The organism is Ruegeria sp. (assembly GCF_965199275.1).
Taxonomy (GTDB): Bacteria; Pseudomonadota; Alphaproteobacteria; order Rhodobacterales; family Rhodobacteraceae; genus Ruegeria.
Genome location: NZ_CBDAQX010000007.1, coordinates 1 through 24,710 on the forward strand (window position 1 = coordinate 1; position 24,710 = coordinate 24,710).

At 60.1% G+C, this 24,710-nt stretch carries 3 protein-coding genes, 2 rRNA genes and 2 other annotated features; of the genes, 4 read left to right on the plus strand and 1 reads right to left on the minus strand.

All coding sequences use genetic code 11. From position 1 onward, the window contains the following. The first annotated feature begins 9,076 nt into the window (after positions 1 to 9,076). The 4 genes from ACOERD_RS02090 (at position 9,077) to ACOERD_RS02105 (ending at position 20,249) form a co-directional block, all read left to right on the plus strand. Positions 9,077 to 11,406: ribosomal RNA gene (locus ACOERD_RS02090) — 16S ribosomal RNA — on the plus strand. 541 nt (positions 11,407 to 11,947) lie between these two features. Next, positions 11,948 to 12,121: a hypothetical protein gene (locus tag ACOERD_RS02095; protein ID WP_419737893.1), complete on the plus strand. Its 174-nt coding sequence runs from the start codon at positions 11,948 to 11,950 to the stop codon at positions 12,119 to 12,121. A 214-nt stretch (positions 12,122 to 12,335) separates the two neighbouring features. Then, positions 12,336 to 15,543, plus strand: a 23S ribosomal RNA gene (locus ACOERD_RS02100). Together the 16S and 23S rRNA genes form the textbook arrangement of a ribosomal RNA operon. A gap of 2,387 nt (positions 15,544 to 17,930) precedes the next feature. Further along, complete coding sequence (locus ACOERD_RS02105; RefSeq protein WP_419737894.1) at positions 17,931 to 20,249, plus strand: RNA-directed DNA polymerase; 2,319 nt, start codon at positions 17,931 to 17,933, stop codon at positions 20,247 to 20,249. A gap of 337 nt (positions 20,250 to 20,586) precedes the next feature. Continuing rightward, positions 20,587 to 21,324, plus strand: a sequence feature (23S ribosomal RNA rRNA prediction is too short). A gap of 86 nt (positions 21,325 to 21,410) precedes the next feature. Beyond that, positions 21,411 to 21,566, plus strand: a sequence feature (23S ribosomal RNA rRNA prediction is too short). 350 nt (positions 21,567 to 21,916) lie between these two features. Here the strand turns inward: ACOERD_RS02105 and ACOERD_RS02110 are convergent. Beyond that, positions 21,917 to 22,963, minus strand: a complete 1,047-nt coding sequence (locus ACOERD_RS02110; RefSeq protein ID WP_419737895.1) for a hypothetical protein — start codon at positions 22,961 to 22,963, stop codon at positions 21,917 to 21,919. Positions 22,964 to 24,710 lie beyond the last annotated feature (1,747 nt).

The following is a 24,710-nucleotide window of genomic DNA, read 5'->3' on the forward strand; positions in this document are numbered from 1 at the left end:
GTCGGGGACCTCCGGCAAAGAGACGGCCGGACCTGGGGTCGACGACCTCGGGCGAAGAGTTGGTGCGAATGCCGAAGTCGGAGACTTCGAAAAAAAGACGGCGCAAAGGCCGGAGCCGAGGTCGAGGGCCTCCGGCGAAGGTTCGGCCGGAGCCGGGGTCGGGGACCTCGGGCGAAGAGTTGGTGCGAATGCCGAAGTCGGAGACTTCGGAAAAAAGTCGGTGCAAAGGCCGGAGCCGAGGTCGAAAACCTCCGGCAAGGAGACGGCCGGTCCTGAGGTCGAGGACCTCGGGCAAAGAGTTGGTGCGAATGCCGAAGTCGGAGACTTCGGGCGAGAGACGGTGCAAAGGCCGGAGTCGGGGTCGAGGGCCTCCGGCGAAGGTTCGGCCGGAGCCGGAGGTCGGGGACCTCGGGCGAAGAGTTGGTGCGAATGCCGAAGTCGGAGACTTCGAAAAAAAGTCGGTGCAAAGGCCGGGACCGAGGTCGGGGACCTCCGGCAAAGAGACGGCCGGACCTGGGGTCGAGGACCTCCGGCGAAGAGTTGGTGCGAATGCCGAAGTCGGACACTTCGAAAGAGAGACGGTGCAAAGGCCGGAGTCGAGGTCGAGGACCTACGGCAGAGAGACGGCCGGACCTGAGGTCGGGGACCTCGGGCGAAAAGTTGGTGCGAATGCCGAAGTCGGACACTTCGAAAAAAAGTCGGTGCAAAGGCCGGACCGAGGTCGAGGACCTACGGCGGAGGTTCGGCCGGAGCCGGGGTCCAGGACCTCGGGCAAAGAGTTGGTGCGAATGCCGAAGTCGAAGACTTCGAAAAAGAGACGGCGCAAAGGCCGGAGACCGGGGTCGAGGACCCACGGCAGAGAGACGGCCGGACCTGGGGTCGAGGACCTCCGGCGAAGAGTTGGTGCGAATGCCGAAGTCGGAGACTTCGAAAAAAAGTCGGTGCAAAGGCCGGAGCCGAGGTCGGGGACCTCCGGCAAGAGACGGCCGGACCTGAGGTCGGGGACCTCGGGCGAAGAGTTGGTGCGAATGCCGAAGTCGGAGACTTCGAAAAAAAGTCGGTGCAAAGGCCGGGACCGAGGTCGGGGACCTCCGGCAAAAAGACGGCCGGACCTGGGGTCGAGGACCTCCGGCGAAGAGTTGGTGCGAATGCCGAAGTCGGACACTTCGGGCGAGAGACGGTGCAAAGGCCGGAGCCGGGGTCGAGCACCTCCGGCAAGAAGACGGCCGGACCTGAGGTCGAGGACCTCGGGCAAAAAGTTGGCGCGAATGCCGAAGTCGGAGACTTCGAAAAAAAGTCGGTGCAAAGGCCGGAGTCGAGGACCTCGGGCAAAAAGTTGGTGCGAATGCCGAAGTCGGAGACTTCGAAAAAGAGACGGCGCAAAGGCCGGAGTCGGGGTCGAGGACCTACGGCAGAGAGACGGCCGGACCTGGGGTGGAGGACCTCCGGCGAAGAGTTGGTGCGAATGCCGAAGTCGGAGACTTCGGAGAAAAGTCGGTGCAAAGGCCGGAGCCGAGGTCGAGGACCTACGGCAAAGAGACGGCCGGACCTGGGGTCGAGGACCTCCGGCGAAGAGTTGGTGCGAGTGCCGAAGTCGGAGACTTCGGGCGAGAGACGGTGCAAAGGCCGGAGTAGGGGTCGAGGACCTCCGGCAAAGAAACGGCCGGACCTGGGGTCGACGACCTCGGGCGAAGAGTTGGTGCGAATGCCGAAGTCGGAGACTTCGAAAAATAGTCGGTGCAAAGGCCGGAGCCGAGGTCGAGGACCTCCGGCGGAGGTTCGGCCGGAGCCGGGGTCCAGGAACTCGGGCAAAGAGTTGGTGCGAATGCCGAAGTCGAACACTTTGAGAAAGAGACAGTGCAAAGGCCGGAGCCGGGGTCGAGGACTTTCGGCAAAGAAACGGCCGGACCTGGGGTCAGGGACCTCGGTCGAAAAGTTGGTGCGAACGCCGAAGTCGGAGACTTCGAAAAAAAGTCAGTGCAAAGGCCGGAGCCGAGGTCGAGGACCTCCGGCAAAGAAACGGCCGGACCTGGGGTCGGAGATCTCGGGCGAAAAGTTGGTGCGAACGCCGAAATCGGAGACTTCGAAAGAGAAACGGTGCAAAGGCCGGAGCCGGGGTCGAGCACCTCCGGCAGAGAGACGGCAGGACCCGGGGTTGGGGACTTCGGGCGAAAAGTTGGTGCGAATGTCGAAGTCGGAGACTTCGAAAAAAAGTCGGTGCGAACGCCTGAGCCGAGGTCGTAAAGTTCGTATTCGCTTAGCAACGCTGGGCCTTTGCTTGCAAAAAACGCGGATTGCTAGTGCGCAAAACGGACCGGGTCCCAATGGCACTTGAGCAGATTTTCGATTAAAACGACGATCGAGAAAAAAAGGCAACGGATGCCGGCTTTCGGTTCTGACCAACAGGCAGACAGTTGTTGGCAAAAGTCGAAGTGACTCGAAGGCGATAAGCGGCCGTTGGTGTGGTTGGCTCGGCGCGAAAATCGGTTGGCCGTGCTCGGGGTGCACGGCCCGAGGCTCGGTGCGAATTTCAGACCCTCAGCGACCTCGGTTCGCCGTCGGCGGACGTGCGAAGTTCGGCCGGATTCGAGCGTCGAAAAGCCGGCAAAAAACGGCCGAAAAAAGTCGAAGTGTTTCGGAGGCGATGCGCACCAGCTGCGGAGGTCGGCTCGGCGCGCGGAACGGTCGGCCGTGCTCGGGACGCACGGCCCGAAGCTCGGTGCGAAATTCAGACCCCCAGCGACCTCGGTTCGCCGTCGGCGGACGTGCGAAGTTCGGCCGGAATCGAGCGTCGAAAAGCCGGCGAAAAACGGCCGAAAAAAGTCGAAGTGTTTCGGAGGCGATGCGCACCAGCTGCGGAGGTCGGCTCGGCGCGCGGAACGGTCGGCCGTGCTCGGGGTGCACGGGCCGAGGCTCGGTGCGAAATTCAGACCCCCAGCGACCTCGGTTCGCCGTCGGCGGACGTGCGAAGTTCGGCGGAATCGAGCGTCGAAAAGCCGGCGAAAAACGGCCGAAAAAAGTCGAAGTGTTTCGGAGGCGATGCGCACCAGCTGCGGAGGTCGGCTCGGCGCGCGGAACGGTCGACCGTGCTCGGGACGCACGGCCCGAAGCTCGGTGCGAAATTCAGACCCCCAGCGACCTCGGTTCGCCGTCGGCGGACGTGCGAAGTTCGGCCGGAATCGAGAGTCGAAAATCCGGCGAAAGACAACCGAAAAAAGTCGAAGTGCTTCGGAGGCGATGCGCACCAGCTGCGGAGGTCGGCTCGGCGCGATGATTGGTCGGCCGTGTTCGAGATGCACCCCCCGACGTGCGGTGCGAAATTCAGCCCCCAGCGACCTCGGTTCGCCGTCGGCGGACGTGCGAAGTTCGGCCGGAATCGAGCGTCGAAAATCCGGCAAAAAACGTTCAAGATAAGTCGAAGTGTTTTGGCGGCGATTCGCACCGGATGCGGAGGTCGGCTCGGCGCGCGGAACGGTCGGCCGTGCTCGGGGTGCACGGCCCGAAGCTCGGTGCGAAATTCAGACTCCCAGCGACCTCGGTTCGCCGTCGGCGGACGTGCGAAGTTCGGCCGGAATCGAGCGTCGAAAATCCGGCAAAAAACGTTCAAGAAAAGTCGAAGTGCTTCGGAGGCGATGCGCACCAGCTGCGGATGTCGGCTCGGCGCGCGGAACGGTCGGCCGTGCTCGGGGTGCACGGCCCGAGGCTCGGTGCGAAATTCAGACCCCCAGCGACCTCGGTTCGCCGTCGGCGGACGTGCGAAGTTCGGCCGGAATCGATAGTCGAAAATCCGGCGAAAAACGTTCAAGATAAGTCGAAGTGTTTTGGCGGCGATGCGCACCAAATGCGAAGGTCGGCTCGGCGCGCGGAGCGGTCGGCCGTGCTCGGGGTGCACGGCGTGCTCGGGACGACGGCCCGAAGCTCGGTGCGAAATTCAGACCCCCAGCGACCTCGGTTCGCCGTCGGCGGACGTGCGAAGTTCGGCCGGAATCGAGCGTCGAAAAGCCGGCGAAAAACGGCCGAAAAAATGTCGAAGTGTTTCGGAGGCGATGCGCACCAGCTGCGGAGGTCGGCTCGGCGCGCGGAACGGTCGGCCGTGCTCGGGGTGCACGGCCCGAGGCTCGGTGCGAAATTCAGACCCCCAGCGACCTCGGTTCGCCGTCGGCGGACGTGCGAAGTTCGGCCGGAATCGAGAGTCGAAAATCCGGCGAAAAACGTTCAAGATAAGTCGAAGTGCTTCGGAGGCGATTTGAGGTCGGCTCGGCGCGCGGAACGGTCGGCCGTGCTCGGGGTGCACGGCCCGAGGCTCGGTGCGAAATTCAGACCCCCAGCGACCTCGGTTCGCCGTCGGCGGACGTGCGAAGTTCGGCCGGAATCGAGAGTCGAAAAGCCGGCGAAAAACGTTCAAGATAAGTCGAAGTGTTTTGGCGGCGATGCGCACCAAATGCGAAGGTCGGCTCGGCGGCGGAACGGTCGGCCGTGCTCGGGGTGCACGGCCCGAGGCTCGGTGCGAAATTCAGACCCCCAGCGACCTCGGTTCGCCGTCGGCGGACGTGCGAAGTTCGGCCGGAATCGAGCGTCGAAAAGCCGGCGAAAAACGGCCAGAAAGAGTCGAAGTGATTCGAAAGAAAAAGTCAAAGTCCAAAGTCCGGACAGGATCGAGAAAAGTTCGGCCGGGTTTCAAGCTTCGTTTTTTGGCGGGCATAGGCCGGCAAGAGTCGAAGTGACTCGAAGGCGATAAGCGGCCGTTGGTGTGGTTGGCTCGGCGCGCGGAACGGTCGGCCGTGTTCGAGACGCACCCCCCGACGTGCGGTGCGAAATTCAGACCCCCAGCGACCTCGGTTCGCCGTCGGCGGACGTGCGAAGTTCGGCCGGAATCGAGCGTCGAAAAGCCGGCAAAAAACGTTCAAGAAAAGTCGAAGTGTTTCGGAGGCGATGCGCACCAGCTGCGGAGGTCGGCTCGGCGCGCGGAACGGTCGGCCGTGCTCGGGGTGCACGGCCCGAGGCTCGGTGCGAAATTCAGACCCCCGGCGACCTCGGTTCGCCGTCGGCGGACGTGCGAAGTTCGGCCGGAATCGAGCGTCGAAAAGCCGGCGAAAAACGGCCGAAAAAAGTCGAAGTGTTTCGGAGGCGATGCGCACCAGCTGCGGAGGTCGGCTCGGCGCGCGGAACGGTCGGCCGTGCTCGGGATGCACGGCCCGAAGCTCGGTGCGAAATTCAGACCCCCAGCGACCTCGGTTCGCCGTCGGCGGACGTGCGAAGTTCGGCCGGAATCGAGCGTCGAAAAGCCGGCGAAAAACGTTCAAGATAAGTCGAAGTGTTTTGGCGGCGATGCGCACCGGATGCGGAGGTCGGCTCGGCGCGCGGAACGGTCGGCCGTGCTCGGGGTGCACGGCCCGAGGCTCGGTGCGAAAATCAGACCCCCAGCGACCTCGGTTCGCCGTCGGCGGACGTGCGAAGTTCGGCCGGAATCGAGCGTCGAAAATCCGGCAAAAAACGTTCAAGAAAAGTCGAAGTGCTTCGGAGGCGATGCGCACCAGCTGCGAAGGTCGGCTCGGCGCGCGGAACGGTCGGCCGTGCTCGGGGTGCACGGCCCGAGGCTCGGTGCGAAATTCAGACCCCCAGCGACCTCGGTTCGCCGTCGGCGGACGTGCGAAGTTCGGCCGGAATCGAGAGTCGAAAAGCCGGCGAAAAACGTTCAAGATAAGTCGAAGTGTTTTGGCGGCGATGCGCACCAAATGCGAAGGTCGGCTCGGCGCGCGGAACGGTCGGCCGTGCTCGGGGTGCACGGCCCGAGGCTCGGTGCGAAATTCAGACCCCCAGCGACCTCGGTTCGCCGTCGGCGGACGTGCGAAGTTCGGCCGGAATCGAGCGTCGAAAAGCCGGCGAAAAACGGCCAGAAAGAGTCGAAGTGATTCGAAAGAAAAAGTCAAAGTCCAAAGTCCGGACAGGATCGAGAAAAGTTCGGCCGGGTTTCAAGCTTCGTTTTTTGGCGGGCATAGGCCGGCAAGAGTCGAAGTGACTCGAAGGCGATAAGCGGCCGTTGGTGTGGTTGGCTCGGCGCGCGGAACGGTCGGCCGTGTTCGAGACGCACCCCCCGACGTGCGGTGCGAAATTCAGACCCCCAGCGACCTCGGTTCGCCGTCGGCGGACGTGCGAAGTTCGGCCGGAATCGAGCGTCGAAAAGCCGGCGAAAAACGTTCAAGATAAGTCGAAGTGTTTTGGCGGCGATGCGCACCGGATGCGGAGGTCGGCTCGGCGCGCGGAACGGTCGGCCGTGCTCGGGGTGCACGGCCCGAGGCTCGGTGCGAAAATCAGACCCCCAGCGACCTCGGTTCGCCGTCGGCGGACGTGCGAAGTTCGGCCGGAATCGAGCGTCGAAAATCCGGCAAAAAACGTTCAAGAAAAGTCGAAGTGCTTCGGAGGCGATGCGCACCAGCTGCGAAGGTCGGCTCGGCGCGCGGAACGGTCGGCCGTGCTCGGGGTGCACGGCCCGAGGCTCGGTGCGAAATTCAGACCCCCAGCGACCTCGGTTCGGCGTCGGCGGACGTGCGAAGTTCGGCCGGAATCGAGCGTCGAAAAGCCGGCGAAAAACAACCGAAAAAAGTCGAAGTGATTAGAAAGAAAAAGTCAAAGTCCAATGTCCGAACAGGATCGAGAAAATTTCAAGCGGGTTTTGAGCTTCGGATCCCGGCGGGCATAGGCCGGCAAGAGTCGAAGTAACTCGAAGGCGATAAGCGGCCGTTGCTGAGGTCGGCTGGTTGCAAAAAGCGGTCGGCCGTGTTCGAGATGCACCGTCCGACGCGCGGTGCGAAAATCAGACCCCCAGCCACCTCGGTTTGGCATCGGCAAGCGTCCGAAGTTCGGCCGGGATCCGGAGTCAAATTTCCGGCCAACTGGAGCTTGAGAGGGTCGAAGTCGGATTTCGGCCTCGTGGCCGGTTTGCCGAACTCGGCATGGCACAGACGGTGTCCGGCTGGAGTCCAGGTGCATCCTCGAAGGTGCAGTCCGATTTGGAGCGTGCGGCAGCCGGCAACAGGAGCGCGGCAGCGTCGTTTCGCTTTTGCCGACAATAGGCCGGGGCTTTGCCAGTTAACAACCAGGCATAATTTTTTTTGTCTTGTTTTTCCCCTAAAGTGTTCACTTACTCGCATTCCGACTCCGTACACATATATAGGGGGGCCCCTAAAAAGTTGACGTGCAAATGCGATAGGGGAATCGCAGCCGGGCCGAATCAGAAGTGCATGCGGCGGTCTGACCAACCGACCGGCATCTCAAGCACATCTTTCAACTGTGTGGGTCGGACGACTTGGTGCACCGTCCGACATCGATAGATTCGGCAGTCGATCGGCGGCTTCGGCGACGCGCGTCGCGATGCCAACTTACGAGCATCGCAGTCCAACGAGAGATCGTCAGAACGGAGTGGCGACCCGTTCGAACGGCGATCACGAAGGCGGGGTGGCGACCCGTCGTATGTCGTGCTACCGGCGGATTGGCCGACCGTCCGGCGCCCGAGCGTGGCGATGCGATCTGTATGGTGCGCATCGCGAAACGGGTTGGCCACCCGTACGACGGCAGTGCAATACGACAAAAGATCGTACGAACGTCAACGGATTGGCTCGAGAATCGCACGGACGGATTGGCGACCCGTCGTATGTCGTGCCACCGGCGGATTGGCAGACCGTCCGGCGCCAGAGCGTGGCGATGCGACCTGATGCGCACCGCAAAGCAATGAATGTGATCCTTCGGAAGGCAGGTGCAGACGACGGCAGATCGGCAATGCGGCAAACGGTACGGCGTGCGCACCGGGCTCTGGGGAGAGTTGTCCGTGCGCGTACGGCAATCCGACCGCGATCGCCGATCGATTTTTCAATGTGACGAGAGCCGGCCGGCATTCGACGGCGACGTGCGGCTCACGAGAAAAGGTTCGTTGGCTTCGAGCCAGGATCGAAAAAACGGACGGTTTTCAACCGGACAAGGCGTCGAGAAGCGAGGCAAAAACAGGCAATAGCAGCCGGACAGCGTTCGAACGAACGAACGAACGAGCTAGCGAACGACCGGGCGACGAGGCAAACGCCGGCCCGAAACGAGACGACCGTGTGCGGCGGATGGCCGTGCGACGCACGGCGGATCGGATTGCGAAAAGCTCGCGAGAAGGATAATGTGTAACGAACAGAGCGAGCGGCCGGACGAACGCCGGCCCGAAACGTGACGACCGAGTGAGGCGGATGGCCGTGCGACGCACGGCGGATCGGATTGCGAAAAGCTCGCGAGAAGGATAATGTGTAACGAACAGAGCGAGCGGCCGGACGAACGCCGGCCCGAAACGTGACGACCGAGTGAGGCGGATGGCCGTGCGACGCACGGCGGATCGGATTGCGAAAAGCTCGCGGGAAGGATAATGTGTAACGAACAGAGCGAGCGGCCGGACGAACACCGGCTCGAAACGTGACGACCGAGTGAGGCGGATGGCCGTGCGACGCACGGCGGATCGGATTGCGAAAAGCTCGCGAGAAGGATAAAGTGTAACGAACAGAGCGAGCGGCCGGACGAACGCCGGCTCGAAACGTGACGACCGAGTGAGGCGGATGGCCGTGCGACGCACGGCGGATCGGATTGCGAAAAGCTCGCGAGAAGGATAATGTGTAACGAACAGAGCGAGCGGCCGGACGAACGCCGGCCGGAAAAGAGACCAATGTGAGCGGCGGATGGCCGATCGGATTGCGAAAGCCCACACAAGGATGTTGCATCGAGCGGCCGGACGAACGCCGGCCGGAAAAGAGACTTATGTGAGCGGCGGATGGCCGATCAGATTGCGAAACCCCGAGCAAGGATGTCGCATCGAGCGGCCGGACGAACGAACGCCGGGAGAAAATCGAGATACAAGCTGGTTCGAACAACAGCTCGCAGGCGGCCCGTCGCCAGTCGTCCGAGCAGCGGAAAAACGAGCGCGCGCGCGCAGGCGCGGCACCGAAGGCGAGCGCCCGGCTCTTGGAGGGGGAAGAGTCCGCGGCGTAAGGTCTCGGCGGCGAGCGAATCGCCGCGAGAACGGAGCAGCGAAAAAGCCCGAAAACGAGGCTAATTTACCTGGTTGATCCTGCCAGGAGTATATGCTCGTCTCAAAGACTAAGCCATGCAAGTGCAAGTACGAGTCGCGCGCTTCGACGCGACGACACTGCGAAAGGCTCATTAAATCAGTCGTGGTCTACGTGGTCGTGCGGCGACGAGAGTCGTCAAAGGTGGATAACCGTGGAAAAGCTAGAGCTAATACATGCAAGCGAGCGCCGACTTCGGGAGGCGTGCATTTATCAGACCGCACGTCGGCCGGGCGTCGGCGTCCCCGGGCTTCGCGGCCCGGTGCGTCGGCCGGCGTCCGTCGATCGTGGTGACTCTGGATAACTTTTCGTGCTGATCGCCGGTCCGTTGGAGATCGGGCGACGAACCACTCGAGCGTCTGACCTATCAACTGTTGTCGGTAAGGTCTCGGCCTACCGAGGTTCTCACGGGTGACGGGGAATCAGGGTTCGATTCCGGAGAGGGAGCCTGAGAAACGGCTGCCACTTCCAAGGAAGGCAGCAGGCGCGCAAATTACCCATTTCAGACTCTGAGAGGTAGTGACGAGAAATACCGATGCCGGGCCTCGACGGGCGCCGACAATCGAAATGAGCGCAGCTCAAAACACTGAAGTCGTTCCGTTCAACGGTCGGGCGTCGAGAGGCGTTCGGCCGCTTGGGCGCGTGTCGTGCGAGTATCGATCGGAGGGCAAGTCTGGTGCCAGCAGCCGCGGTAATTCCAGCTCCGAAAGCGTATGCTCATGTTGTTGCGGTTGAAAAGCTCGTAGTTGGAATTAAGCTTTTCGCCGCTCGCGCGCCGGCCGAAAGGCCGCGCGTCGCGAACGAAACGAAAGACGGTGCGCTCGGCGGGCGCGTTCCGAGAGGGCGCGTTCGCGCGAGCCCGAGCGCGGACGGCCGGCGTGGCTCCCATCTCGATGGAAGTTGCACGTCGAGAGTCGTTCGCAGGTTGCCCTGAAGAAATTGAAGCGATCAGGGCAGGTCGACGATAAGCAAAGACTCGGGCCGCGAGGTTCGAAGTCGACCGAGAACAGTCGTGCATGGTACAACGGAAGACGGCCGCGGCTCCGCCGCCGGCGTCGAGATATGTGCGCGTGGCAATGATCAAGAGGGACGGACGGGGGCATTCGTACTGTGCCGGGAGGGGTGAAATCCGTGGATCGGCGCAAGACGAACAGAAGCGAAGGCGTCTGCCAAGGACGTTTTCCTTAATCAAGAGCGAAAGTCGGAGGTTCGAAGACGATCAGATACCGTCGTAGTTCCGACCGTAAACGATGCCGACCGCATGGTCGCCCACGTATTCAAAGATCTCGTCCGGTCGCGCGCTGCACGCCGGCGCTCGCGCGTCTCCCGTCGCGGAGGCGGTCTTGCGAGTCCGCGCGTCGCACGCCGGCCGAGGGATCGGGCATGTCGGGGTGGCCGTGCCGGGAGGGAAACCGGAGTCTTCGGGTTCCGGGGGAAGTATGGTTGCAAAGCTGAAACTTGAAGGAATTGACGGAAGGGCACCACCAGGAGTGGAGCCTGCGGCTTAATTTGACTCAACGCGGGGAAACTCACCCGGCCCGGACGTTACGAGGATTGACAGATTGAAAGCTCTTTCTCGATTTAGCGGATGGTGGTGCATGGCCGTTCTTAGTTCGTGGAACGATTCGTCTGGTTGATTCCGATAACGAACGAGACTCGAATTTACTCATGTATGCGAGCCCGATGCTGCGCGACTCGCGGGTCTTGCGGCGGCTCCTTCGCGGGGGTCGTCAGCGCCGCGCGTCGCCAGACTGCGATCGGGTCGCGTCCGGCCGCACGGACTCCGTGCGCGGACGCTAAAGTATTCTCAGAAGGACCGGCGGCGGTTAAGCCGCACGAGATCGAGCGATAACAGGTCTGTGATGCCCTTCGATGTTCGGGGCCGCACGCGTGCTACAATGGTCGGAGCAGCAAGAGGACCGGAACGACGCAGCGCCGTCGGTCTCGTGCGCGGGCGCGTTCGCGCGCGTCCGTCGCGAGATGGTCCGCGGGCCGAGAGGCTCGTGAAACCAAACGAAACCCGATCGTAGTCGGGACAGAGGCTTGAAAGTATTTCTCTCGAACCAGGAATTCCCAGTAGGCGCGAGTCATCATCTCGCGCCGACTGCGTCCCTGCCCTTTGTACACACCGCCCGTCGCTACTACCGATCGAGCGTTCTAGCGAGGTCGTCCGATCGATCGACCGCCGCACTTCCGCGGGCGCGAGCCCGCGGGTCGGCGCCGGCCGAAAAGGCGATCGAACTCGAGCGCTTAGAGGAAGTAAAAGTCGTAACAAGGTTTCCGTAGGTGAACCTGCGGAAGGATCATTACCGAGATACCGAGGTGGTGCTGCGCTCGAGGCGAGCGAGCCAAAAAGAACGAACGAGACTCACACGCGCGAAAGGCGGGGCTCGGGGCGAGCACGCTGCGCGACGATCGAAAAGAACACTGCGAACGAGACTCGAAAAGAAAGTCCCCGCGCAGAGAGATGGCTGCGCGCGCGACCGCCGTGTCGCAGGGGACGGACGGACGGACGGACGGAAGGCGAATCGAGAGCGCGCGGGGCTCGGGGCGAGCACGCGGCGCGGCGATCGAAAGGAACACTGCGAACGAAAGAAGCTCGTCGGCGAATTGACGGACGGTGCGCGGCGGCCGACGAGCTCGGAAAAGCGGCGAGAGTCGCAAAGAGAACGCCGTTCACCTCGAAGTCGGATTGTTCACGCGCGATGCTCGCCGAAGATACGATCGATGCAGCAGGCGGCGGCGGACGGCGAGATCATCGAGATCGAAAAGAATGCTGCTAACACCCGAAAGATGGTTGCTCACGGAGCTCGTCGGCGAATTGACGGACGGTTCGCGGCGGTCGACGAGCTCCAATGAAGCGGCGCAAGTCGCAAAAAGAACGTCGCTTACCGAAAACAGGATTGATTGTTCACACGCGATGCTCGCCGAAGATTCGATCAATGCAGCAGGCGGCAGACGGCGAGATCATCGAGAAGCGAGTGTGGCACGGCGTTCCTGACGCCGAGTCGCCGAAAGAATGCTGCTAACATCCGAAAGATGGTGGAACAGAATCCCCGCGCAGCGGGCGGCACGACGCCTTCGGTGGCGTCGAGTCGACCCCGAAGAAAAAGCCGGGTAACGTCAAAAAAAGCTGCGCACGACCGCCATGTCGTTGGGGAAAGGACCGCGGGGCTCGGGGCGAGCACGCGGTCGGTCGAAACACGAAAAGTAGCAAACACTCGAAAGACGGCAGAACCGAAAAGAAAAGACTCGATCACTTCTGACGGTGGACCACTCGGCTCGCGGGTCGATGAAGGACGCAGCAAGCTGCGAGAAGTGGTGTGATTTGCAAAGTACATTGATCGTCGACAATCTGAACGTGCATTACGGCTTCGCCTTACGATAATCACGGGGCCTCGTCCGCCTCAGGGTCTCTACAGAATCGTGAAGTAACAAAATGCCGGCGGTCGCCGTGGTGCAGCGCACCGATCCGAGCATGCGAGATGCGGCAGAGCACGGAAGCGCGACGTGTTTTAAGCGATCGGGCTCGAGATTATATACATGAAACCGTGCGAGAGAGCGAGCGGCGACAGCGATGGTAAACAGGAAACGAAATGTGCCGACTCGACTCGAAGAGGGAACAAGTGAGCTGAAATCTGCCTGCCGAAAAACGAGACCTGAGGTCGGGCGGGACTACCCGCCGAATTTAAGCATATTACTAAGCGGTGGAAAAAGAAACCAACTGGGGTTTTCTCAGTAACGGCGAGTGAAGCGAAACGACGATCGTGGAAAAGCGAACAGAGCCTAGCGCCGAATCCGGCCGACCGAGAGGACGGCCGTCGACATGTGGCGCAAGGACCGGCGGCAGTCGAAGTAGGCCGAGAGGCGAGCGCGCGCAACTCTCCCCGATCGGATCCGGCCCAGCGAGGGTGTCGGGCCCGCATCGCGCGCGAGCCGCGAGGTCGAAACGGCGCGTCGGTTCGAGAGTCGGGTCGTTTGAGAACGCAGCCCGAAGCCGGGTGGTTCGCCCCATCCGAGGCTCGACACCGACCGCGAGACCGACAGCGAACAAGTACCGCGAGGGAAAGTTGAAAAGGACTCTGAAGAGAGAGTCAAAGAGAACGCGAAACCGTCCGAAGGAAAAGAAACCGCGAGGGCGAGCCGGCGTTCGGCCCGGTCGCTCGGCCGCGAAGCTTTTTGCTTTGCGGCCGTCGTTGACCGTCGCCGAAGAAGGCCGCGACCGGCTCGAGGTGCTCGGGACCGAAGTCGCTCCGTCACGAAACCGTCTGTCGCCTTCGCGCGGCGTTCGGCGACGCGAGCTTCCGAAGTCTCGCTCGGGTCTGGGAGAGAGGATCGGCGTCTCTGAACGACGCTCAGTCCGCGGCTCATTCGGCTGCGGCCCTGGCGACCCGTCTTGAAACACGGACCGAGGAGTCTAACGCATGCGCAAGCAAAGAGAAACGAACGAGACGAAAAGCCTCGATGCGAAGCGAAGGCGAGCAAACGAGAAGCCGCTGGCCGGCCGACGTCGGCAGCGGGCCGGATCGAAAGTGGGGTCGCGTACCGCGTCTCTTCGGAGGCGCGACAAAGCGCGGCTCTAACCGAAGTGCATTTGCAAGGACCCGAAAGATGGTGAACTACGCTCGGGCAGGCCGAAGCCGGACGAAAGTCCGGTGGAAGGCCGCCGCGATTCTGACGTGCAAATCGATCGTCCGACCTAAGCGTAGGGGCGAAAGACCAATCGAACCTTCTAATAGCTGGTTCCCGCCGAAGTTTCCCTCAGGATAGCCGGCAAGGGAACGCGAAATCGTGTCTGGTAAAGCGAACGATTAGAGGTTGAGCTCAGTTGCTCGGAAAACGAAGCAGAAGCCAATCGATCGGGGACGAAAAGTCCTCGACCTATTCTCGAACTTTCAATTGGCAAGCGACGGGAAGGCGCGCAAAAAGCAGAAGCGTTGCGCAATTCGTGAACGGCCGAGCGCCTTCGCGAAGCCGGAAAAAGGCCGCCGGCGGACGACGATTTCTTTTGCCGAGTGGGCCACTCTTGGTAAGCAGGACTGGCGATGCGGGATGAACCGAACGCGGAGACAAGGCGCCCGACGCGACGCTCATCAGAGCCCACAAAAGGTGTCGATCGATAGAGACAGCAGGTCGGTGGCCATGGAAGTCGGCAACCGCTAAGGAATGTGTAACGACTCACCTGCCGAATCGATCGGCCCTGAAAATGGATGGCGCTGGAGCGTCGGGCCCGTGCTCCGTCGAACGCGTGCACGACGAGACACGACAGCGAACGTGCGACGCACGCCCGTTCGAGTAGGCGGGCGCGCCGATCGCGTCGAAGGCCGGGGCGCGAGCTCGGCCGGAGCGGTCGGCGGTGCAGATCTTGGTGGTAGTAGCAAACATTCAAGCGAAACCCTCGAAGGCCGAAGTGGAGAAGGGTTCCACGCGAACGTCGATCGATCGTGGTGTAGCCGCGCCTGAGGGTGGCGGCGAGGTGCCGCGACACAGCGGGGACGGCGAGCGCGACTCGGTGCGCGCGCGCGCGTCCCTGGCCGACCGAAAGGGAATCGGGCATCGATTCCCGAGCCTCGACACGGAGATTTGCCTTCGGGCCGTTCGCGCGGTCCGGGGCCTGGCGGCGACGCAAACACCCCCGGAGACGATGACTCAGGAGCCCGGGAAGAGCTCTCTTTTCTTGGTAAGGTCGCCAGAAGTACGTCGACCGCGGAATCGCGTCGAGCGGAGAAGCGGTGGGCGGCGCGGCCGAAAAGCGACGTCCGTGCTGGGCGTCGTCCGGTGCCTCCGAGCCGTCCCGTGAAAATCCGGGCAAGTGCAGTTGAATCTCGTGCGAGCGCGTACCGATCGACCGCAGCAGGTCTCCGAGGCGAGTAGCCTCTGGCCGATAACGAACAATGCAGACAAGGGAAGTCGGCAAAATCGATCCGTAACTTCGGAAAAAGGATTGGCTCTCGAGATACGCACTGATCGAGCCTGACTTTCGGCTCGTGCGCCCGGACGCCGAAGGCGAGATCGCGAGCGCATTATCGTTCGAAGTCCCTTCGCGGGGACCGAGGCGGTTTTGCACGAGCGGCGAGCGGACGGCGAAAGCGGCAAGCGAGCGCGAGGGAAGATCGGCGGTGCATCGTGCAACAAGTATCGATCAAGAACTGAAAACGGACAAGGGGAATCCGACTGTTTAATTAAAACAGAGCAATGCGACGGCCGTCGGCCGGTGTTGACGCAACGTGATTTCTGCCCAGTGCTCTGAATGTCAAAGTGAAGAAGTTCGAACAAGCGCGGGTAAACGGCGGGAGTAACTATGACTCTCTTAAGGTAGCCAAATGCCTCGTCAGTGGTCTCTTCCCAGTACTCAGTCCGCAAGGTAGCGACTGATAGAGTACGGGTAATGGAGGAGATACGTGCGTAACTAACAAGGGGACGCCTTAACGAGTGGCTCGGACGTTTCTCAGGAAGTGGTGACCCTGAGAGTAATCATCGGTACGAGTCCGGCGCGAGAGTATCAGTACCCCTGTGTGAGCTGTCTGACAGTGAGGTTAGCGTGGGACCTCTCGAGTTGGATAACATCTGGAGTGGTTAAACCCTGGGGCCACTTCAGACAGCTCGTCGACCAATATGCCGGGCTTCTGATCATAGTCACCTCAAAGAGTGTGCTTTATTATTACCCGAAGGTGAAAGGACTAATTACCGATTCTGATTGAACGAGTGTGGGGATCGGATTGATCGTGACTCGACCGAACCGTACGTGAGGTATGAGCTAGACCTCAAGAGAATGGGAACATCTTGTATGTGGCTTACGCCGTGGGGCCGCTGCGGTTGTCGAGGTGACCTCCGATCCCCAATCGTCGGATTATTACCCGAAGGTTAATGCGTCAGTTATAACTGGTGGTTGTTGCTTGTATCGGATTGATCGTGACTTGAATGACCGTACGTGAGACAGTGACTGTCTCCCTAACAGTTGGAAAGATCTTGATGTGGCTAAAGCCGTGGGGCCACTGCGGTCTTCAAGGTGACCTCCGTTGCAAAGCATGAAAGAATTTACTCTACGAGAGGGATGTCCTATGCATGGCCAGACTTTGGCCAATAGTAGAAGGGAGGCTGGCTTGATTTTGGGTCTTTGCATAGGGTTAAAGGGCGAAGCAAAGTTCCCCTCCGAACACAGCCGGCAACCCTCGGGAGGTGTGTTCACACTATCTCGATAGTGAAAGCCGAATTATCTTCCAGTTGTCGACCCCTCGATAAGTATGACGGACGTTCTGCAAGTTGCTAGCAGGTAATCATCGGTACGTCTTGGGTGGAAGAGCCTAGTACCTCTGTGTGAGAACATGATACTTTCTCTCAAGTTCTTGTAAGTCTTCTTATATTTGGTGAGACAAAAGAGGGAAGCCAATTGGTCGAATAGGTCCTTCCGGGTGTGACCGAAATTGTCACCTGGTGCTCCCCAGGAGGGTTGGCAGCCCGAGCTGGGGAAAAGAATCGCCTATTGCTACAAATCAGGGTATTGAAAAGACGGCTGGTTTTCCTGTTGACGTCCCTGGACCGCCCAATGATGTGATTTTGGATTGCGGATTTAGTTCGGCGAATGGTTCTGCTTTACTTTCAATCGGAAACACTCCCAGCCCAAGTGGAGGGTGTGAAGTGTCGAGAGTTAGCAGCGCGAGGAACCTTGATGTAGAGGATCTCCCGGTGAGTGAATCTGCTGAGGGGAACCCAGCAACGAGTGATTCTGTGGGGACCGAGAGGCTGGCTTCGGACCCTTCGGATGATTCACGAGCAAGCAAAGCAAACTTCAGTACCAATACGCGAGGTGGGACCGACGCCCGGAGTGGTAGACAAGGAAGGAAGCGTTCTCTCGAGCTTCCCAGACGACAGAAAAAACGTCGGTGCGTGATTGGAAGGGAATTGAGGGAGCGGTTCTCTCAATCCTGCAAAGGTTCTGAAAAGACTTCGGTCAGAAACGAATCCGATTTCATTGACACAATCGAAGCGATGGAGTCTGAGACTGGGCAGACTTCGCAAGAGCGAAAGAACGTAGTTGGTAATCGCTCTAATCCAGATGCTACTGACCCAATGGTAATTGAGGGCGATGATGGTAGTGCATCGACCCGGGCAGTAGAAGTACCTGAAGCTCAACAGGTGGAACAGAGCCAGTTACCCCTGGACGCGGCTGAGGATGGTACCACTAATGTCACATGCGATTTGTGTCGTTTCGCATGCGCGAGTAGACGCGGGTTAAGTCAACATCAGCGTCATCGGCATCCCGTAGAGTATCAACGGAGGCTCGCGAGTCACAAACCGCAACCCAAGCGAAGAAGCTATGAGCAGGCGGAGATAGCTCTCTTAGCGCGGGCAGAGGTCGAATTACCATTGTCGACGAGGTTTGTGAATTTGGCATTACGTGATCTGGATTTGGTTGAGAGGACAGCTGAGCAAATCAAAAAGATGAGACGGACTGTCGCCTATAAGTCTCTTATAGACGAGTTACGGACTGCTCGAACGCGAGCTGAGCAACTGACAATTCGTAGCGTAGGTCAGTCGCCCTCACCTCAAACATCCTTTGGTGAGATCACTTTTCCCCAAGAGTGTCTCGGCCTCCTCGCTCTGTATGAACAGAGGAAGGCAGAAGGCTGGCCGTCCACGACGGTAGAGGAGTTCGATGCAGCCCTACGGCGATTCCGTCCGGCGCTATTCGAGAGTCTCGATGATCAAAGGCGGAATTCTACTTTAAAACAGCAGTCCTTCGAAGATTGGCGACAACCTCAGCTGACCCGAAGAGAGCAAAAACGTATTCGGTATGCAACGAGCCAGTTGCTGTGGCGTATTAATCGGAGTCTCCTGATGAAAGTAGTGTTGGATGACCATCCAATCAATGCACGCCCTCCTGATATCAGTCATGTTGAAAAGGTCTACGTTGATCGATTTTCGGTGCCAAGGGATTTGGCAGTCGAGCCACTGAGCTCCATAAAGCAGGATGTCCAGGTGGACATGGAACGAGCCCTGCTAAGACCTATCATGCCTGACGAGGTAAAGGTTGTCTTGAAGACCCTCAAGCAACGTTCGGCGAGTGGACCCGATGGTTGGTCTGTGATGGATGTCAGTTCGGTCGGCATTCATGCCCTGTCAACCGTGCTGAGCTGTTGGCTCATGACTCGTCGGACACCTCGGTGGACGAAGCGAAACCGGACCACTCTGATCCCAAAGGGTTCTGGTGATTCGCGCGAGGTGAGTAGTTGGAGGCCTATCACCATTGGTCCCCATCTTCTTCGCCTTTACACGAAGATCCTGGCCTCGCGGCTTCAAGAGACGGTTAAGCTAAATCCGCTCCAGAAGGCGTTTCGGGAAGTGGACGGGTGTTCTGAACATCTCGCTCTACTTCATGGTGCAATTCGGGAAGCCAAGCTGAGGAAAAAGAATATCTACGTGGTGTTCTTGGACCTAGCGAAAGCTTTTGACTCGGTTAATCACGCCCTCCTGGTTCGGGGGCTGCGTCGTCAGGGGATCCCGGAACACTTTATCGAGGTAGTACGGGATCTTTATGACGGCCCGATCACGAGAGTTTCGAACGGCATAGCGCTGACCGAAGAAATTGTGATCCGAAGTGGAGTTAAGCAAGGCTGCCCTCTCTCCCCGTTACTATTTAACATGGTGATGGACGAGTTGGTGGACGAACTCGACCCCTCCTTCGGCTTCAGACTATCGAATGGTGGAGCTATCTCGACCTTAGCGTTCGCAGACGATCTTGTGCTGTTATCGGAATCCAGTGTCGGGATTAGAGCTCTATTGGCAACGGCCATGACGTTTTTGGATGTCCGAGGTCTGTCCGTTAACGTTCGGAAGTCGGCGTCATTGGGTCTCGAAAAGGACGGGAAGAGGAAGCGAGTGCGTACGTTGGTCGAACCGTTTCTCTTTGTCGGCAGCCAGGTGGTTCCGATTCTGGGGCCAGGTGATACGACGCGGTACCTGGGTATCCAGATCGGAGAGAGAGGAATCAGTAGACTTGTTACGCAGGAGCTCGAAGCGGATCTGAAACGAATTAGTGCGACTGGACTGAAGCCGGTTCAGAAGATCGAATGTCTTCGGACGTACGTGATTCCCCGGTGGGCGTTCAGGCTGTCACTATCCCGATGTACAATTTCACAGCTGCGGTTGCTGGGCAAGAGACTACGAAATACGGTGCGCTTGATCCTGCATGCTCCGAAGAATCTTTCGAAAGAGTGGATTCACCTTGAGTTGGGAAAGGGAGGTCTCGGCATCCCCGACCCCCTCGAGATGGTCTATTTGAGTAAGAAGAGGATTTTGGGCGTGCTGAGAGATAACGTCGATGCAGCAGTACGTCACGTCGGTGAAGCTGGACTCTGGGGTGGGGAGTTGAGCACTCTTTCTGCGTGCTTAACCCGGACAAGAGGCCTCGACCCTGACAAGCCCTCTACCTCACTCCGGCAGTACAGGTGGGACGCTTGGCGGACCTCTGTGCAAGGTAAAGGTGCTGAAGCCTTTGTCGGCATTGCGAATAGTTTTTGGCTACGCGGCTGTGGTCTCCAGAGTCGAGAGAAAGGTGGTTTCCTCACCTTCGGAGCGATGCTCAGAACGCAGACCTTGCCATGTGGTGAAACCATGGTAAGAGGACGTGGAAAGGATATACCCCGGTGCCGACACTGTGGGAACGGACCCGAGACCATCGTCCATATCCTTCAACGTTGTCCAGTTACGCTGAAGGTCCGGATCGAGCGGCATAATAGAACCCTCGATGTTGTAAAGAGGAGACTCAGAACTGAAGGCTTTGTTGTACAGACTGAGCCGAGGATTGTAACGGAGAGTGGTAGACGCGTGCTCAGACCAGACCTTGTCGCTACGCGTGGGCGGCAGGCTTGGATCCTGGACGCGCATATTCCGTATGAGTACTCGGTGGAGTGTCTCGACCGTGCGAGGACGGAGAAGTCGGAGAAGTATGCGGCCTTCCGGACTGACTTTGAGAGAACTGTGGGGCTCTCGGACTTGCAGTTCGATGGTATCGTGGTCGGTGCGAGAGGTGCTATTTCAAGGAAGATGAGAGACCAACTTCTGGTACTCGGTCTTAGCTCACAGGCAATCCGCCTAATGCAGATTCGAGCCATCGAAGGATCGTGGAAGTGTTTCACTACCTTCATGAACTGCTAGGCTGAAGGGATTGGCCCCGAAGAAGGACAAGGATTGGTGTTGGAAAAGATACGGTAAAAGGTCGGCCGAAAATCCATCGGTCGACCTGAGGTCGGATTGACAGATGCGGTTGGCGGCCGGAACGGCCATAGTTCGAATGGGTCTACCGATGCCCTTCATCGGAAAACGGACTCGGATCTGAGAGTTAGTCGGCCGGGTGACTCATCTCGCTCGCCGGGCTAATGATGACATCCTCGAGTTCTGATGTAGCCAAATGCCTCGTCATCTGATTAGTGACGTGCATGAATGGATGAACGAGATTCCCACTGTCCCTGGCTGCTCTCTAGCGAACCCACAGCCAAGGGAACGGGCTTGGGCGGATCGGCGGGGAAAGAAGACCCTGTTGAATTTGACTCTAGTCACGCGAGACTGTGAAGGTGCGACGGAGGTAAAGAGTAAGTGGGAGACGTCAGTCGCAGTGCAACACCACTACTCCGATCGCACCTCTCTGCTAACGTCGAAGGCAAACGAACGTACGATGAAAGCGCGCAAGCGGGCCGCGCGGTCGCGTCTCCCTGGCGGGGCGCGGCCGGTCGAGCGGCTCGTCTCCGACGCGACGGACACTCCCGGAACGGGAGTTTGACTGGGGCGGTACATCTGTCAAAGAATAACGCAGGCATCCCAAGTCGGGCTCATCGCGAACGGAAATCTCGTGCAGAACATAAGGGCAAAAGCCCGGTCGATCGAAATCTTCAGTGCAAATAACGACTGCGAAAGCACGGCCTAACGATCCTTTCGTGCTGGAAAGTTTATGAAGCCCCGTTTGCCGGCTCGCGCGTGTCTCTTCGCCGGGCCACAAAGCGGCGGGGCTCATCGTCGGGCGCAACGGCGAGAGGTGTTCGAAAAACTACCGTGGGGATAACTGGCTTGTGGCAGCCAAGCGTCCGAAGCGACGTTGCTTTTTGATCCTTCGATGTCGGCTCTTCCTATCATTGCGAAGCAGAATTCGCCAAGCGTCGGATTGTTCACCCGCTAACAGGGAACGTGAGCTGGGTTTAGACCGTCGTGAGACAGGTTAGTTTTACCCTACCGATTCAATCGGCAAAGACCACACTGGTGCTAACGAAGCGCGAAGTCGCTGCGGCGCGCGGGTTTCGGCTCGCGCGTCGGCAACTCCGTCGAGGATGGTGACGGCAATGCTGTTCAGTACGAGAGGAACCACAGCCTCAAACGTTTGGTACGCGTGCTCGGTCGACGGGCCGATGGCGCGAAGCTACCGTCTGTCGGATTACGGCTGAACGCCTCTAAGTCGGAATCCGAACCGAAAAAGTGCGATCCTCGACCTCGCGGAATGTCGGTCGCTTGTCCCCGACGGGGCGACAGATAGCCGGCGTCCTGCGGACGTCGGTGCTCGAACCACTCACGTCCGGCTCGGTGCCGGTCGGCGGCCCGCGACGGCCGTCGGCCATCAGGCGAGCGGCCGGACAGCTCGATTCTCGAATCGTGGACTGAATATCGACAGACAAGAAGATCGCCGCCAGACGAGCGGCGAGGAGGCCGGGGTCTCGTTCTCGCCTGAGCGGCATAGCGATCGCGAAGCGTTGAGAGAGCCCCGAAGGTCTCACACGATCGCGCCTCTCGAGCGCGCACTTCGACGGTTTCGGCAGCGGCGGAGCGCGCAGAGGCGATCAAAAAAGCCGCCGCTGCCACGACGCGAAGTCCCGCGAAAAAAAGAGAAGCGAACCGAGGTCGAGAGACCTCGGACAAGGAGCCGGAGCCGAGGTCGGAGACTTCGGTCGAAAGAGACGGTGAGAACGCCGAGACTTCGGTCGAAAGACGGTGCGAAGGTCGGAGCCGAGGTCGGAGATCTCGGGCAAAGAGACGGTGCGAAGGCCGGAGCCGAGGTCGGAGACTTCGGGCAAAGAGACGGTGCGAAGGCCGGAGCCGAGGTCGGAGACTTCGGGCAAAGAGACGGTGCGAAGGTCGGAGCCGAGGTCGGAGACTTCGGGCAAAGAGACGGTGCGAAGGCGGGAGCCGAGGTGGGAGACTTCGGGCAAAGAGACGGTGCGAAGGCCGGACCCGAGGTCGGAGACTTCGGGCAAAGAGACGGTGCGAAGGCCGGAGCCGAGGTCGGAGATCTCGGGCAAAGAGACGGTGCGAAGGCCGGAGCCGAGGTCGGAGACTTCAGGCAGAGAGACGGTGCGAAGGCGGGAGCCGAGGTCGGAGATCTCGGGCAAAGAGACGGTGCGAAGGCCGGAGCCGAGGTCGGAGATCTCGGGCAGAGAGAAAAGGCAAAGGCCGGAGCCGAGGTCGGAAGCTTCGGCAAGAAAGAAGGCGAAAGCCGGGGTCGGAGACTTCGGCGAAAGAGACAGCGCGAAGGCGAGAGCCAAAGTCGGAGACTTCGGTCGAAAGACGGTGCAAAGGTCGGAGATCTCGGGCAAAGAGACGGTGCGAAGGCCGGAGCCGAGGTCGGAGACTTCGGGCAGAGAAACGGTGCGAAGGCCGGAGCCGAGGTGGGAGACTTCGGGCAAAGAGACGGTGCGAAGGCCGGAGCCGAGGTCGGAGACTTCGGGCAGAGAGACGGTGCGATGGCCGGAGCCGAGGTCGGAAGCTTCGGGCAAACAGAGACAGTGCGAACGGCAAGAGCCGAAGTAGAAAACGGAGCAAAGGCCGGAGCCGACGAGCGAGGTGACTTCGGGCAGACGAAAGGCAAGAGCCCGAGTTGCGATCGACATCGAAGTCCGACGCTGGGCCGCGACCTGCGTCGTCGCGAATTGCTTGCACGAAAAACGAAGTGGGTCCCAATGGACCTCGAGGCGATTTTCGGTCGCAACAGACGATCGGGACAAAAAACGACGGACGCCGACTTTCGGTTGACAACGGTCGGCGTCACAAAGCGTCATGCGACCGAGGTCGGAAACTTCGGGAAAAAAGACGGTCCGAAGGCCGCAGTCGAAGCCGCAAACTCACGGCGGACAGAAAACAAAAACCGAGGTCGGACACGTCGAGTGAGAACCGGCGCGAAGCTCGAAGTCGGAAACTTCGAAAGAAAGACGGTGCAAAGGCCGGAGCCGAGGTGGAGGACCTCGGGCGAAGAGTTGGTGCGAATGCCGAAGTCGGAGACTTCGGAGAAAAGCCGGAGCCGAGGTCGAGGACCTCCGGCGAGGTAACGGCCGGTCCTGGGGTCGAGGACCTCGGGCGAAAAGTTGGTGCGAATGCCGAAGTCGGAGACTTCGGAGAATAGTCGGTGCAAAGGCCGGAGCCGAGGTCGAGGACCTACGGCAGAGAGACGGCCGGACCTGAGGTCGGGGACCTCGGGCGAAAAGTTGGTGCGAAATCCGAAGTCGGAGACTTCGGAGAAAAGTCGGTGCAAAGGCCGGAGCCGAGGTCGAGGACCTCCGGCAAGGAGACGGCCGGTCCTGGGGTCGAGGACCTCGGGCAAAGAGTTGGTGCGAATGCCGAAGTCGGACACTTCGAAAGAGAGACGGCGCAAAGGCCGGAGCCGGGGTCGAGGACCTCCGGCAAGAAGACGGCCGGACCTGAGGTCGAGGACCTCGGGCAAAAAGTTGGTGCGAATGCCGAAGTCGGAGACTTCGAAAAGAAGTCGGTGCAAAGGCCGGAGCCGAGGTCGAGGACCTCGGGCAAAAAGTTGGTGCGAATGCCGAAGTCGGAGACTTCGAAAAAGAGACGGCGCAAAGGCCGGAGTCGGGGTCGAGGACCTACGGCAGAGAGACGGCCGGACCTGGGGTGGAGGACCTCCGGCGAAGAGTTGGTGCGAATGCCGAAGTCGGAGACTTCGAAAAAAAGTCGGTGCAAAGGCCGGAGCCGAGGTCGAGGACCTCCGGCAAGGAGACGGCCGGTCCTGGGGTCGAGGACCTCGGGCAAAGAGTTGGTGCGAATGCCGAAGTCGGACACTTCGAAAGAGAGACGGTGCAAAGGCCGGAGCCGGGGTCGAGGACCTCCGGCAAGAAGACGGCCGGACCTGAGGTTGAGGACCTCGGGCAAAAAGTTGGCGCGAATGCCGAAGTCGGAGACTTCGAAAAGAAGTCGGTGCAAAAGCCGGACCGAGGTCGAGGACCTCGGGCAAAAAGTTGGTGCGAATGCCGAAGTCGGAGACTTCGAAAAAGAGACGGCGCAAAGGCCGGAGTCGGGGTCGAGGACCTACGGCAGAGAGACGGCCGGACCTGGGGTGGAGGACCTCCGGCGAAGAGTTGGTGCGAATGCCGAAGTCCGAGACTTCGAAAAAGAGTCGGTGCAAAGGCCGGGACCGAGGTCGAGGACCTACGGCAAGGAGACGGCCGGACCTGGGGTCGAGGACCTCGGGCGAAGAGTTGGTGCGAATGCCGAAGTCGGACACTTCGGGCGAGAGACGGTGCAAAGGCCGGAGTCGGGGTCGAGGGCCTCCGGCGGAGGTTCGGCCGGAGCCGGGGTCGGGGACCTCGGGCGAAAAGTTGGTGCGAATGTCGAAGTCGGAGACTTCGA

Coding starts and splice junctions, on each gene's coding strand:
- ACOERD_RS02105 (WP_419737894.1), top strand. CDS start 17,931: ATGAAAGTAGTGTTGGATGACCATCCAATCAATGCACGCCCTCCTGAT.
- ACOERD_RS02095 (WP_419737893.1), top strand. CDS start 11,948: ATGAAGCGGCGCAAGTCGCAAAAAGAACGTCGCTTACCGAAAACAGGA.
- ACOERD_RS02110 (WP_419737895.1), bottom strand. CDS start 22,963: ATGTCGATCGCAACTCGGGCTCTTGCCTTTCGTCTGCCCGAAGTCACC.